The organism is Burkholderia sp. Bp8963, assembly GCF_003854275.1.
Lineage (GTDB): Bacteria > Pseudomonadota > Gammaproteobacteria > Burkholderiales > Burkholderiaceae > Burkholderia.
Window position 1 is genome coordinate 1 of the sequence record NZ_QTQP01000012.1, and the last position, 14,561, is coordinate 14,561.

The window sequence follows — 14,561 nt, forward strand, 5'->3', positions numbered from 1 at the left end:
AGCCGCCTTGTGCACGCATGCTGGTCTCGAGCGCAGCGCGGCCCCGGCTTGCAGCGCCCGACGACGTCGCGTCGCCTGAGTTGACCTCATTTAACCGCTGCAAACCGTCTGCCGCCCAGACTCCTAGCCGAGGATTCCGCATCGCCCGTCCATCACGGACACCCAGTCAAGCGAGACCGTCATGCCCGATTCCGCCTCCCTGCAGCAACTGTTTCCCGCCCTCGAAGAGATTCCCGCCGACGTCCGGCTGAAAGCCCCGATCCACCAGCGCGTGTCGCTCGTGGACGGCGAACTGAAACCGTGGGACGGCGCGACCAAGACGGTGCTGTCGCCCGTCTGCGTGCGGCAGCCCGACGGCAGCGTCGAGCAGCTCGAGATCGGCAGCTACCCCGTGATGGGCGAGCCGGAAAGCGACGCGGCGCTCGACGCCGCGGTGCGCGCGTACGACGCGGGCCGTGGCGAATGGCCGACGATGAAGGTCGAGCAGCGCATCGCGTGCATGCAGGACTTCATCAAGCGGATGGTCGCGCAGCGCGAACTGGTCGTGAACCTGATCATGTGGGAGATCGGCAAGAGCCTCGCGGATTCGCAGAAGGAGTTCGACCGCACCGTCACCTACATGCTGCAGACGATCGACGCGCTGAAGGAGCTCGACAACGCGAACTCGCGCTTCGTGATCGCCGAAGGCACGATCGGGCAGATCCGCCGCACGCCGCTCGGCGTCGTGCTGTGCATGGGGCCGTACAACTATCCGTTGAACGAAACATTTGCGACGCTGATCCCGGCGCTGCTGATGGGCAACACCGTCGTGTTCAAGCCGCCCCAGTACGGCACGCTGCTGTTCGAACCGTTGCTCGAAGCGTTCCGCGACGCGTTCCCGAAAGGCGTGATCAACACGATCTACGCGCCGGGCGCGGTGGTCGTGCCGCACATGCTCGCGTCGGGCAAGATCAACGTGCTCGCGCTGATCGGGTCGAGCAAGGTCGCCGATCACCTGAAGAAGCAGCATCCGAAGTCGCACCGGCTGCGCGCGATCCTCGGGCTCGACGCGAAGAACGCGGCGATCGTGCTGCCCGATGCGGACCTCGATCTGACCGTGAAGGAGTGCCTGCTCGGCGCGCTGTCGTTCAACGGCCAGCGCTGTACCGCGCTGAAGATGCTGCTCGTGCACCGGTCGATCGTCGATGCGTTCCTGAAGCGCTTCACCGAAGAACTCGCGAAGATGAAGATCGGCATGCCGTGGGAAAAAGGCGTCGGCATCACGCCGCTGCCGGGCATGCATCGCACTGCGTACATGACCGACGCGATCGACGACGCGAAGGAGAAAGGCGCGCAGGTCGTGAACGAATCGGGCGGTGTGTTCAGCAAGACGCTGTTCTATCCGGCCGTCGTGTATCCGGTCACGGAAGGGATGAAGCTGTATCGTGAGGAACAGTTCGGGCCGATCATTCCGGTCGCGCCGTTCGACGACGTCGACACCGCGCTCGACTACGTGACGACGTCAGACCACGGGCAGCAGGTCAGCATCTTCGGTTCGGACCCGGCGCAGATCGGCGCGCTCGTCGATCCGCTCGTGAACCAGGTGTGCCGCGTCAACATCAACTGCCAGTGCCAGCGCGGGCCCGACGTGTTCCCGTTCGCGGGCCGCAAGGATTCGGCGGAAGGCACGCTGTCGGTCAGCGATGCGCTGCGCGCGTTCTCGATCCGCTCGATGGTCGCCGCGAAGCAGACCGACAGCAGCAAGCAGCTGCTCGACGCGATCGTGTCAGATCACCATTCGAAGTTCGTGAACACCGGCTTCATCTTCTGATGCCGGCGGCGGGCGCGGGGGCGCCCGCCTGCCTCTTCTGCTTCCCGTCTTCCCCGTCGCGTGCGGTCATTCCCGCCTATCGTCTTCCGTCAGGCTGAATTAAGATGCCTGTCACCAGCCGCGCGGCCAGCCCGTCGCGTTCTGCTCGACAGGCTGGCCGCACCATACCTGCAGCAAACAGCGAAACCGCGAACCACACGGCGCGGATCGGGACACGGGGAGCCTCGATGAAAACCGGCGAACACTGGCTGAATGCGGAGCGCATCAAGGTGTACCCGCGCGTCGTCCTGTTGATGCTCGGGCTCCTCTGCGTCACGTGGGTGACGATGTCGAAGCATCTCGTCGACCCGCGAGGCAAACCGCTCGGCTACGACTTCATCGCGTTCTGGGCGGCCTCCCGCCTCGCGCTCGCGGGCCACGCGCTGGACGCCTACGACATCCGGCTGCTGGTCGAATCCGCGAAGGTCGCCGTGCCGGGTACGAGCAGCGTGTTCGCGTGGTTCTACCCGCCCGCGTTCTATCTGGTCGTCCTGCCGCTCGCGCTGATGCCGTACCTGGTCGCCTACTGCGTGTTCATCGGCACGACGCTCGCCGCATACGTGTTCGTGCTGCTGCGCGTGATCGGCCGGAATCGCGCGGCGCTCTGGTGCGTCGCGGCGTTTCCCGGCCTGTGGTCCAACCTGCTCCATGGCCAGAATGCGTTCCTCACCGCCGCGCTGGCCGGTGCCGCGCTGCTGTGCATCGAGCGCCGCCCGATCATCGCGGGCGTGTTCGTCGGGCTGCTCGCGATCAAGCCTCACCTGGCGCTGCTGTTTCCCGTCGCGTTGCTCGCCGCGCGCGCGTGGCCGGCCATCGCGTCGGCCGCGGCAACCGCGATCGCCGTCACCGCCGCCGGCACCGTCGCGCTCGGTACCGGCACGTTGAAAGCGTTCCTCGCCAGCGTCCAGCAAGCCCGCGGCTTCGTGGAAACGGGTGCGCTGCCGTGGGCCAAGATGCCGACCGTGTTTGCGCTTGCCCGCATGGCCGGCGTGCCGGTCGCCGGCGCCTACGTCGTGCACGCGATCGTCGCGCTCGGCGCCACGGGCGTCGTCTGGCACGTGTGGCGGCGCTCCGCCGATCCGGCGCTGCGCGGCGCGTCGCTGATGACGGGCACGTTCCTGATCAGCCCGTACGTGTACGACTACGACCTCGCGTGGCTCGCGTTTCCGATCGCATGGCTGGCATTCGCCGGTTTGCGGACCGGGTGGCTGCGCGGCGAACGCGAGACACTCGTGGCCGCATGGGTGCTGCCGATGGTGATGGCGTCGATCGCCAACCTGCTGTCGATCCAGATCGCACCGCTGTTGCTGATCGCATTGCTCGGGTTCATCGTGCGGCGCGCGGCGGCCGGGGCGCCAGCCGACAGGCAGGCGCGCCGCACGACGCCGGCGTCGTAGCGATACCCGTCGACCCGCGAAGGCAATGGGTGCACACGCATGCGCGCATGCGGCTCACTCGTTCGACGAAGCGTCCGGCGACTCCGTCAGCATGTCGCGCTCGAAACGCCCATACCGCAGCGCCAGCGTGGGCAACACGATCAGGTTCAGCGCGGTCGACGTGACGAGGCCGCCGAGGATGACGGTCGCCATCGGCCCCTCGATCTCGTTGCCGGCGGCACCGCTCGTCAAGGCGAGCGGCAACAGCGCAAGCGCGGTTACGAGCGCCGTCATCAGGATCGGGATCAGGCGCTCCGATGCGCCGCGCACCGCGGTGTCGATCCCCCACGGTATGCGCTCGATGTGGACGAGATGCTCGTAATGGCTGATCAGCATGATCGAGTTGCGCAATGAAATGCCGAACAGCGTGACGAACCCGACCATGCCGCCGAGCGACAGGTCGCCGCCCGTCAGCACGACGCTCAGCACGCCGCCCACCAGCGCGAACGGCAGGTTGATCATCACGAGCGCGACCCCGCGCGGGCTCTTCATCGCGAGGAACAGCAGCAACGCGATGCCGACTGCGGACATCGCGCCGTAGACGAGCAGGTCGTGCTGCGACTGGGAACGCGCTTCGCTCTCGCCGGAGAACACCGCATAGGTGCGCGCGGGCATCGCGACCTCGCGGCTCACGCGCACCTGCGCGTCGCGCACGAAATCGCTGACGGAACGGCTGCCGAGGGTTACGGAGACCGTCTGCATGCGCCGGCCGCCGTCATGGGTAATCTGGTAACGGCCCGACACCTGGCCGATGGTTGCCAGCGCGCGCAACGGCACCGCGAGCCCCTCCGGATTGCGCATCGTCAGCGCGCCGACGTCGGCGAGGCTCCGGCGCGCATCCGGCGACAGAACGACGACCACGTCGTAGGTGCGGCTGCCCTGATAGACCTGCGACGCCGTGGTGCCCTGGTAGGCGCCCTGGATCGCGTCGAGCACGTCCACCGGCCGGAAGCCCCAGCGGCTCAATTGCTCGGGCCTGAGCCTCACCTCGAGCTCGGGAATGCCGGGCGGCGACTCGACCCGAACGCTCGCGACGCCGTGCATCGTCCCGAGCAGGCGGGCGATCTCCTGCGCCTTGCGATCGATGATGTCGAGCTCGTCGCCGAACACGTTGACGACGACGGGCGCCGTCACGCCCGAAATCGTCTCGTCGATCCGTTCGACCAGAAACGTGTTGACCGACGTGGTGAGCCCCGGGAATTGCGCAAGCGATTGCCGGATGCGGCGCAGCGTCTCGCCCTGCCCGGACGCGCCCATCGGCTTCAGATCGACCTCGAATTCGCTCAGTTGCACGCCCATCGGGTCGACCACGTCGTTGGCGCGCCCCGCGCGCTGCGCGACGAGCCGCACGCCGGGCACCTGCATCAACGCGTGCGAGACCTGCGTGCCGATGCGCATCGACTCGGCCAGCGACGACCCCGGTGCAAGCCCCATGTGGACGATATAGTGCCCTTCGCGCAGCTCCGGGATGAAGTTGCCGCTCATGAACGGAAGCGCCGCGAGCGCGGCAGCGCACAGCAGCGCCACGACCGCCATCACGGTCTTGACGCGCTGCTCGACCTTCAGCAGCAGCGCCGCATAGCGCTCCTTCAGCCGCGCAATCAGGCGCGGCTCGTGCTCGGGCAGCGGTCCGCGCGCGAGCAATGCGAGGGCCATCGCCGGCGTGAGCGTCAGCGCGACGCCGAGCGACGCCAGCACCGCAAGGATGTACGCGATGCCGAGTGGCGCGAAGAGCTTGCCGGCCACCCCCGACAGCGTCAGCACCGGCAGGAAGATCAGCATCACGATGAAGGTGGCGAACACGACCGCGCTGCGCACTTCGAGCGATGCGCGCAGCACGACGCGAAACACGGGCAACGGCGCGGGCCGCGCGCGATTCTCGCGAAGCCGTCGGTAGATGTTCTCGACATCGATGATCGCGTCGTCGACCACTTCACCGAGCGCGATCGCGAGGCCGCCGAGCGTCATCGTGTTCAGGCTCACGCCGAACGAGGTCAGCACGATGATCGCGACCAGCAGCGACAGCGGGATCGCGACAGCCGATATGACCGCGGTGCGCACGTTGAGCAGGAACAGGAACAGCACCGCGATCACGAGCACGGCGCCGACCAGCAGCGCGGTACGCAGGTGCCCGACCGACGCGTCGATGAAACTGGCCGGTCGGAACACGTCTGGCTGCACGTCGACGCCTTGCGTGGCGAGCACCGGCCGGAGCGCGTCGAGCGTACTGTCGATATGGTTCGTCACGGCCAGCGTATTGGTGCCGTACTGGCTTTCGAGCACCAGCATCACGCCCGGCTTCCCCATGATCGACGCGGCGCCCACCAGCGGCGCGCTGCCCCAGGTGACGGTCGCGACATCGGCCAGGTGCACGGCGACCCCGTTGCTCCAGCGCAGCACGACGCCCGCGAGCCTGTCGGGCGTGGCGATCTGGCCGTCCGCATTGACGGCGATGCGCTGGTTGTCGTTCTCGATGAAGCCGGCGCCGCGCACGCCGGTCGACTGGCGTGCGGCGGCGATCACGTCCTGGATCGACAGGCCGTAGCGCATCAGCTTCGCGGCATCGACCTGGATCTGCAGCTGTCGCGTCTCGCCGCCAAACACGATCGCATCGGCAACGCCCGGCGCGCTCAGCAGTTGCGGCCTGACAATCCACTGCGCGATGTCGTACAGGTCCATCGGCGAGCGCGTCTTCGACGTCAGGCCGATCGTGCGGACCACACTGGTCGTCGTCGTCAGCGGCAGCAGGCGCGGCGGCAACACGCCCGCCGGCAACGCCGCGGCCAGCGCATTCACGCGCTCGGACACCAGTTGGCGGATCTGCATCACGTTCGCGTGCGCGTCGAACACCAGCGTGATCGCGGACAGGCCCTGCATCGAGCGCGAGCGCATCGACTGCAGGCCCACCATCCCGCCCAGGCCGTTCTCGACGGGCTGGGTCACGAGCGTTTCGACCTGCTCGCTGGTCAAGCCCGGCGCCTCGATCTGGACGATGCTCATCGGCGGCGCGAACTCCGGAAACACGTCGAGCTTCGCGCGCGTCAGCGTATAGAGGCCGTAACCGGCAGCCAGCACGGCCAGTGCGTAGATGATGCCGCGAAAGCGCAGCGAGAAACGGATGATCGCGTTAAGCATGGGCAGTCGTCGGATTCGTGTCGTGCAGGACCGGCGTCGGTTTCAGTCGTCGCATTCGGGCGGATCCTTGCAGGCTGTCGCGATGCCCTGCGGCTTCTGCTCCTCGGACAGCAGCAGCTGGGCGCCTTGCGTCACCAGCGCATCGCCCGCATGAAAACCGGTCGTCGCGACGAAACCCCGATCGCCGGCCGAATCGGCGGGCACCGCGCGACGCGTGAAGCGGTCGGGCGCGGTGCGCACATACGCCCACGGTTGCCCGCCATACCACACCACCGCGCGTTCGGGGATCACGAGCGTGGCCGCGCCCGGGTTTGGCGACGGCAGGTGTGCGCTCGTGCGCATGCCGACCGGCAGCGCACGCTCGGCCACATACAGCCACGGCATCCCCTGCACCGCCGGATCGCCGAGCGGCGACACCGAGAGCTTCTGCGCCGCGACCGGCTGGCCATCCGGCCCGTCGACGGTGACGCGCGCGGGCGCGGCATCCGCGTCGCCGGACGGCAGCGTCACGCGCACGACCACCGCCCGGCCGGCAAGCAGGCGCGGGAACAGCCCCGCATCGGGCGTCATCGCGGCGCCCGTCAATGCATCGCCGAACTGCTGACGCATCGTCGCGGCCAATGCGCTTTGCGTCGCATCGGCGGACTGCAGCTTGGCCCGCGCGGCCTGCGCGGCGGCCTGCGCATCCTGCAATGCCTTCTGCGACACGTTGCGATCGTCCGCATACAACACGCGGCTGCGCTCGTACTGTGCTTGCGACGTCGCGGCCAGCTCTCGCGCGCTGTCGCGGTCGGCGAGCGCCGACGCCAGCCGGTTGTGCAGGTCGAACAGCGGTTGCAGGTCGACGACGGTTGCATACGCGGTGCGCTCGGAGCGGACCGTCGTCGCGGCCAGCGGCGCGACTTCGATGCGGCTCGCGCGCTGTTCGTCCGGCGGCACGACGACGACCGTTTCGCCGTTCACCGTCTGTACGGTGGGCTGCGATGTCGTCGGCGTGGCTGCGGCCGACGGCGGCGCGACCGGATTGAGCGTCCGGTAGATGTACCACCCGGCGCCGGCGGCCAGCACCGCGGAGACGACGGAAAAAAAGAGCAATCGAAGCTTCATGGTGCACTCTCGCGCGAGGTGTCGGTTGGGCGGCCGGTTACCGGTGTCAGCGGGCGCTGCATCGTGTCCTCGAGCGCGCCGGCCGCCTGACGGATCGCGACGATCGCGTCCAGGTGCGCGATCTCGCTCGATGCGTAATCGGCCTTTGCCTGCGTGAATGCGAGGCGATCCACGTTGCCTGCCGCAAAACCCGCGGCCTGGCTGTCGAGTTGCCTGCGCGCGGCGGCGCGATGCGCTTCGGTCAGCGTCAACGCATCGATGCTGGCGCGATAGCGGGTCAATGCGCGGTCCAGATCGCCGAGGATCGTGTCCTGCAATGCAGCGGTGCGGGCGGCGCCTTCCTTGCGCTTCGCTTCGGCCTCGGCAATGCCGCCCTGGTTCTGGTCGAAGATCGGCAGCGTGATGCCGGCCAGCCCGAATCCGATCTTGTGCGTGCCGGTGTCGTACGTATAGCCGGGGCCGAGGTGGATGTCGGGATACTGCTTCGCGACTTCGAGTTGCAGCGCCGATTCGGCCGCCGCGTATTCGGCGAGCGAGCCCAGCAGGTCCGCGCGATGCAGGATCGCGTCGCGCTGCGCGTCGGCCACAGGCGGTGAAGGCGGCACGGCGTCGAATCCGTTCAGGTCGAACCGGACGCCATCGAGCGCGGATACCGGCACGCCGATCGCCGCGGCGAGCTGCGCGCGCGCATCCTGTTCGGCGGCCTGGGCGGTGGCCAGGTCCGCCTGTGCCTGGGTGGCCACGACGAGCGCCGCATCGACGTCGGGGCCGGCGCTCTCGCCGACCGAGCGGCGCTTCGTGACCATCGCGACGATCTGCCGTTCGGCGTCGACCTTGCGCGACAGCACTGCGCTGCGCGTGCGCGCCGCATAGAGCGCGAGCAGCGCGTCGCGCACTTGCGCACCGACCTTCCACGCCTCGTTGCGGATCGCGAGTCGAGCGGCCTCCGACAGGTGCGACGCCTGGTCGATCCGATAGCCGCGCTTGCCCGCCGTCTCGATCGGGATATCGAGCGCGGGGCCGGTCGTGAATGGCGCGCCCGGCCCCGGGTTCGGCGTCGCCCACTGAAACGGCAACTGCAGCACCGGGTTCGGGATCGAGCCCGCGACGTCGATGCCGGCCTTCGCGGTCCCCCAATGCGCACGGGCCACATCGAGTGCCGGACTGTAATACCAGGCCGCGAGCGTCAGCGTCTCGCGATTCCAGCTTGGCAGCGGCCACGGCTCGACGTCGTGTCCGAGTTCGCGGGCGAGGTACGCATGCAGTTCGTTGCTCGCGAGCGTGCGTTCCTCGAATTGCCGGGCGAGCTCGGTAGGCGCGATCGGCTGCGGATGATAGGTCGAACAGCCGCCCGACAACACACAGACAAGCAGCAGCGCTCGGCGCATACGAATATCCACGCGGTTCCATTGCCGACGGTATGCCGGCTTCTGGTCCGAATGCTACGCAAGCGGTTGTGAAGTTTTCGTCAAGAAAGTGTCGGGCCCCAGTGACGCATACTCACGCCCGCTTCGTCGTCGGCAAGCGAATCGACACGCAGGTGCCCTTTCCCGGCTCGCTGTCGATCCGGATCGACCATCCATGGCCATCGCAGATTTTCTTCACGATCGACAGGCCGATGCCGAAGCCTTGCGCCGCGGCACCTGCCGGGCCTGCCCGATAGAAACGATCGAACACGTGCGGCAATGCATCCGGCTCAATGCCGCGCCCGGTGTCTTCGATGTGCAGCCAGCCATCCGCGAACACGAAGCGGATCTCGCCGCGATTCGTATAGCGGACGGCATTGTCGACCACGTTCGACAGCACGAGCACGAGCACGGACCGGTTCGCGTCGACGTGCAGCGCGGGATCGACATCGATCCGGGTCCGGACATCGTTGGCCTTCAGCGTCGCGGCAGCCGGATCGAGCGCGTCCTCGATCGCGCCGGCAAGACGCACCGCACCGACATCGGCGGGCGACTCTTCACGCGCGAGCAGCAGCAGCGCATTGACGAGATCCTTCATGCTGTCGGCCGCGCGTTCGATCTGCCGCACACGTGCGCGCGAGCGCGTGCCGATCGATTCGTCCTGCTCGAGCAATTCGCAACTGGTCTTGATCGCGGTGAGCGGCGTGCGCAGTTCGTGGCTGACGTTGCCGGTGAAGTCCTTTTCGCGTTCGACCATCTCGGCCATGCGCCGATGATAGTCATTGAACGCATCGACCAGTTCCGCGACTTCCGCCTCGTCGTATTTCCCGGGATTGATCGACACCGATCCGCCAAGGCGGAGCGCCTTCACCTGCTGCGCAAGGCCCGCGACCTGCCGGACCAGCAGGCCCGACAGCCAGAACGCACACCAGATCGTGAACAGCGCAAACACGCCCGTGCCGGCCATCAGCGCATTGATCACCTGCCTGAAGCGCTCTTCGTACACGCTGAAGTCGTAGACGCGATAGACCCGGCTCGGGCCAAACGGCACGACCGCGACATGAATCTCGCGCCCGTCGAGAATGATCTCGTGCGTGCCGTCGGCAAGCTGCCTGACCGACGCCGGCAGCGCAAGCGGCGGGCGGTCTGCCGACGACACGTAGCCTTCGAGGCGCGCGTCGAACGGCGGCAACAGCGCCGGGTCGCTGCGGTAGGACCGCAACAGGTTCGCGAGGTCGTCACGAATCAGTGCGCTGATCAGTCTTTCTTCCTGGGCTTCGGCGAGTGCCTTTACACCGAGCGCCTGCGCAATCAGCAGGACGATCGTCAGCCCGGAGAAAAACAGCGCGACCTTGACGCGCAGGCTACGACGCATCGTCGTCACCCGCCACGAGCCGGTAGCCGAGCCCGTGAACCGTCTCGATCAGATCGGGCTCGCCATGTGCGGTGAGTGCGCGGCGCAGCGTGTAGATGTGTGCGCGCAACGTGTCGCTGTCGGGCAAAGCGTCGCCCCAGATTTCGGTTTCGAGTTCCGCATGGCCGATGACCCGGTTCGGCGTCTGCATCAGCAGGCGCAGCAGGTGCAGGCATTTGGGCGGCATCTTCACCGGCCGCCCGGCGCGCTCGACGCTCAGCGTCTGCAGGTCGAGGCGCACGTCCGCGCAGCACAGCGACGCCTGCGTGACCTGCCCCCGGTACCGCTTGATCAGCGCACCGAGCCGCGCACCGACTTCCTTCAGCGAGAACGGTTTGACCAGGTAATCGTCGGCCCCATGCACGAAGCCGGCGAGCTTGTCGTCCAGCGTGTCCCGGGCAGTCAGCATCAGCACCGGCGTATCGCGGTGGACCTCCTCGCGCAGCTTGCGGCACAGCGTCAGCCCGTCCATGCCCGGCAGCGACAGGTCCAGCAGGATCGCATCCCAGGCCTGCGCCGTCGCGAGCTGGAGCCCGGCCGGGCCGCTCGCCGCGGTGTCGACTTCGTAACCGGCGCTCTCGAGATAATCGTAGAGGTTGGTCGCGATGCTGGCATCGTCTTCGATGACGAGTACGCGCACGATGTTCTCCCATAGGTCGTCGAGCCGGGTTTATTTTGGCATGCGCGCGCTGTGCCGCATGCCCCCAATTCGAGAACGCATCCGGGATCGCGCCCGGTTACTCCGCCTGTTCGCGCCGCGCCATCGGTTCGCCGACGACGAATCCGCCCCCCTGGAAGCGTTGCGCCGGGTCGTCGTAGTCGGCGGTCGGCGCGGTGGCCGGGAACAGCCCGACAAACTGCTCCGAGCTGTCCTTCGGACGGAAGCCGAGGAAGCCGGCCTTCGTGTTGTCCCACCATTTCACGGGGTTGTCCGACACGCCATAGGCGATCACGTGCCCGACCCGGTTCGTGAACAGCGAGCAGCGCACGAGCTCGATGAAGTCGCGATAGCTGAGATACGTGACGAGCATGCGCGGATTCTTCGGCGCGTCGAACGACGAGCCGATCCGCAGGCACACCGTCTCGATCCCGAAGCGGTCGTAGTAGTAGCGCGACAGCGCCTCGCCGAAGCACTTCGTCACGCCGTACAGGCTGTCCGGACGCTGCGGCGAATCGGCGTCGAGCACGTCCGTCACCGGATGAAAGCCGATCGCGTGATTCGAACTCGCGAACACGATCCGCTTCACGCCGTGCTTGCGCGCCGCTTCATACAGGTTGTACGTGCCGCGGATGTTCGCTTCGAGCAGGTCGTCGAACGGCGCGTCGACCGAGATGCCGCCGAGATGCACGATCGCATCGACACCTTCGACCAGCGCCATCACCGCCTGCCGGTCCGAAAGATCGACCACGCGGGTTTCCTCGTGCGCGGCCGCTTCGCCGACCGCCGCGATATCGCTGACGCGCACGACGTCCGCCCAGTCCGCGAGCGCGCCGCGCACCTGGCAGCCGAGATTGCCGGCCGCGCCCGTCAGCAGCAGGCGCCCGAAAGGCTTGCGCGCTCCATCAGTAGATGACGCGTTCATTGAGTCTCCTTCCTTGAGTCTTGCCTGAATTTTTTACCTGAATTGGAAAGCGCAGGGAAAACGTTTTCCAATCATAGCTTCGACGCCGACGCGGCGTCAATCGCACGCTGCGTCGGCGATCCCCGGTGTTTCCGTAGCCCGGCGCCGCGCCGCGTGCCGGCCGTTTTCTGCCACAATCCGGAGCTACCGGACGAAAACGTTACCCTTCGCATGAAAAAAGTTTCCACGACGATTCGCGACGTCGCCGCCGAAGCCGGCGTGTCGGTCGCGACGGTGTCGAAATACGTGAACGGCGCGCAGCGCTTCTCGCCGTCGGTCGAGGCGCGGCTCAAGGCCGCGATCGACAAGCTCGGCTACCGGTCGAACCCGCTCGCGCGCTCGATGATCACGGGACGCACGCGCACGATCGGCCTCGTGATCCTCGACATCAGCAACCCGCACTTCACGAACGTCGTGAAAGGCGCGAACCGCATCGCGCTGCAGCACGACTACACGCTGCTGCTCGTCGACACCGAAGAGAACCAGGCCCGCGAGCGCACGCTGATCGAGGCGCTCGCGCCGCGCGTCGACGGGCTGATCGTCAGCTCTCGCCTGCCCGACGACGAGGTGCGGTGGATGCTCGATCTCCACAAGCCGCTCGTGCTGCTGCGGCACAGCCCGGATCTGCCGATTCCGGGCGTCGGCATCGACAGCCGGATGGCGACCTACATGCTCGCGCGCCATCTGTTGAATCTCGGCCACCGGCGCATCGCGTATCTCGGCTTCGGGCAGACGCGCATCAACGACGAACGCATCGAGGGCGCGCGCGACTGCCTCGCGGAAGCGGGGCTCACGCTCGACGTGCACGATGCGCATGCGCCCACCGCGGAAGCCGGCGAGCGTGCCTGCTCGCGCGTGATGCTCGGGCCGCAGCGCCCGCATGCGGTGATCTGCTACAACGACCTGATCGCGCTCGGCTTCATGAAGGAAGCGGCGTCGCTCGGCTTCCGGCTGCCGCAGGACGTGTCGGTTGCGGGCATCGACAACGTGCCGTACGGCGCGTATGCGGCGCCCGCGCTGACGACCGTCGACATCCAGAGCGAGAAAATGGGCGAACTCGCGATGCAGAAGCTGATCGACGCGCTCGCGGGCCAGACCGACGTCAGCTATTCGTCGTTCGAGCCGCGGCTGATCGTGCGCGCGTCGACGGCCGCCAGCGCGTGAGCGCGGCGGCTTGTGCCGAGCGCCTTCTCGATCACGCATCGAGCTTCGCCGGCTTCATGCGCGGCGTGAGCGCATGCATGACCGCAAGCGCGATCAGGTAGGCAAGCGCGCCGATCGCGAACAGCACCCAGTAGTGGCCCGTGCGCTGCAGCACCTGGCCAATTACTTCGGAGAACAGCACACCGCCGATCGAGCCGGCCATCCCGCCGATGCCGACCACCGACGCAACTGCGCGGCGAGGAAACAGGTCCGACGCAGTCGTGAACAGGTTCGCCGACCAGCCCTGGTGCGCGGCGGCGGCAAGCCCGACGATCAGCACCGCGCCCCACAGGTTCTGCACCTGCGACACGAACGCAATCGGCAGCACGCAGCATGCGCAGATCAGCATCGCGGTCTTGCGCGCGGCGTTCACGCTCCAGCCGGAACGCAGCATCGTCGACGAGATCCAGCCGCCGCCGATGCTGCCGACCGTCGTCAGCGCATAGATGCAGACGAGCGGCATGCCGATGTGCTGCATGTCCATCCCGCGCGATTCGTTGAGCCACTTCGGCAGCCAGAACAGGTAGAACCACCAGACCGGGTCGGTCAGGAACTTGCCGATCAGGAACGCCCACGTCTCGCGCTTGCGCAGCAGCATCCCCCAGCCCGGCGAGCCCGCATTCGCGTTACCGGCGTCGAGCGCCTCCACTTCGTCGCGCGGCTCGTCGAATTCCTGCGCGAGCGCCTGCGGGTCCGCGGGCTTGTAGAACACGAGCCATACGGCGAGCCAGACGAGGCCGATCGCGCCGATGATCACGAACGCCGCGCGCCAGCCGTACGCGACCGCGATCGCCGGAATGATCGCCGGCGCGAACACCGCGCCGATGTTCGCGCCCGAGTTGAAGATGCCGGTTGCGAGCGCACGCTCGCGGCGCGGGAACCACTCGGCCGTGGTCTTGATCGCCGCCGGGAAGTTGCCGCCCTCGCCGATGCCGAGCAACGCGCGCACGAACGCGAAGCCCATCACCGAACCGACCAGCGCATGCAGCATCGCGGCGATGCTCCAGAACAGCATCGCGAGCGCATACGACACGCGCGTGCCGAGCCAGTCCACCACGCGGCCGAAGCACAGCAGGCCGATCGCATAGAACGCGGAAAACGCCATCACGATGCGGCCGTACTGGACCTGGGTCCAGCCGATGTCGTGCTGGAGCATCGGCGCCAGCAGGCCGAGAATCTGGCGGTCCATGTAGTTGATGACAGTGGCCAGGAACAGCAGCCCGCACACGGCCCAGCGGTAGCGGCTCGCGGCGCGCGCGACGCCGACGACGGCAGATTGCATGAATGTCTCCGTTGCGCGGCGTCGCTCGTCGCACCGCACGCTGTCTATCGCCGGCGACGAGCGCCGGGGCGGGTGGCGTCGCGATGCGTCGTGCCCGCCGCGCCACG

At 67.5% G+C, this 14,561-nt stretch carries 10 protein-coding genes; 3 read left to right on the forward strand and 7 right to left on the reverse strand.

Translation table 11 applies throughout. The features are described 5' to 3' along the window. Nucleotides 1-181: 181 nt before the first annotated feature. The gene (locus DID96_RS12290) at nucleotides 182-1,810 is read left to right on the forward strand and encodes an NADP-dependent glyceraldehyde-3-phosphate dehydrogenase (protein WP_124599597.1); all 1,629 of its coding nucleotides are present in this window, start codon (nucleotides 182-184) and stop codon (nucleotides 1,808-1,810) included. Between the two features lie 227 nt (nucleotides 1,811-2,037). Then, nucleotides 2,038-3,246: a glycosyltransferase family 87 protein gene (locus DID96_RS12295; protein ID WP_124599598.1), complete on the forward strand. Its 1,209-nt coding sequence runs from the start codon at nucleotides 2,038-2,040 to the stop codon at nucleotides 3,244-3,246. 54 nt (nucleotides 3,247-3,300) lie between these two features. Here DID96_RS12295 and DID96_RS12300 read toward each other — a convergent pair whose 3' ends face one another. From DID96_RS12300 to DID96_RS12325, 6 genes are all read right to left on the reverse strand, one after another. Further along, nucleotides 3,301-6,420, reverse strand: coding sequence for an efflux RND transporter permease subunit (locus DID96_RS12300; RefSeq protein WP_124599599.1), 3,120 nt, complete (start codon nucleotides 6,418-6,420; stop codon nucleotides 3,301-3,303). A gap of 42 nt (nucleotides 6,421-6,462) precedes the next feature. After that, nucleotides 6,463-7,527, reverse strand: coding sequence for an efflux RND transporter periplasmic adaptor subunit (locus DID96_RS12305; RefSeq protein ID WP_124599600.1), 1,065 nt, complete (start codon nucleotides 7,525-7,527; stop codon nucleotides 6,463-6,465). Beyond that, nucleotides 7,524-8,915, reverse strand: a complete 1,392-nt coding sequence (locus DID96_RS12310; protein ID WP_124599601.1) for a TolC family protein — start codon at nucleotides 8,913-8,915, stop codon at nucleotides 7,524-7,526. Before DID96_RS12310 ends, DID96_RS12305 begins: the two co-directional genes overlap by 4 nt. A gap of 112 nt (nucleotides 8,916-9,027) precedes the next feature. Beyond that, the gene (locus DID96_RS12315; protein WP_185732235.1) at nucleotides 9,028-10,308 is read right to left on the reverse strand and encodes a HAMP domain-containing sensor histidine kinase; all 1,281 of its coding nucleotides are present in this window, start codon (nucleotides 10,306-10,308) and stop codon (nucleotides 9,028-9,030) included. After that, nucleotides 10,298-10,987 carry a response regulator transcription factor gene (locus tag DID96_RS12320; RefSeq protein WP_124599603.1) on the reverse strand — a complete coding sequence of 230 codons (690 nt, stop codon included), beginning with the start codon at nucleotides 10,985-10,987 and terminating at the stop codon, nucleotides 10,298-10,300. Before DID96_RS12320 ends, DID96_RS12315 begins: the two co-directional genes overlap by 11 nt. Nucleotides 10,988-11,084: 97 nt before the next feature. Then, nucleotides 11,085-11,930 carry an NAD(P)-dependent oxidoreductase gene (locus tag DID96_RS12325; protein WP_124599604.1) on the reverse strand — a complete coding sequence of 282 codons (846 nt, stop codon included), beginning with the start codon at nucleotides 11,928-11,930 and terminating at the stop codon, nucleotides 11,085-11,087. Nucleotides 11,931-12,083: 153 nt separating this feature from the next. Here DID96_RS12325 and DID96_RS12330 point away from each other — a divergent pair, with 153 nt between their 5' ends. Then, entirely contained in the window at nucleotides 12,084-13,133 is a 1,050-nt protein-coding gene (locus DID96_RS12330) for a LacI family DNA-binding transcriptional regulator (protein ID WP_124599605.1), read from the forward strand. A gap of 31 nt (nucleotides 13,134-13,164) precedes the next feature. Here the strand turns inward: DID96_RS12330 and DID96_RS12335 are convergent, their stop codons facing one another. After that, nucleotides 13,165-14,454, reverse strand: a complete 1,290-nt coding sequence (locus DID96_RS12335; RefSeq protein ID WP_124599606.1) for an MFS transporter — start codon at nucleotides 14,452-14,454, stop codon at nucleotides 13,165-13,167. Nucleotides 14,455-14,561: the final 107 nt, after the last annotated feature.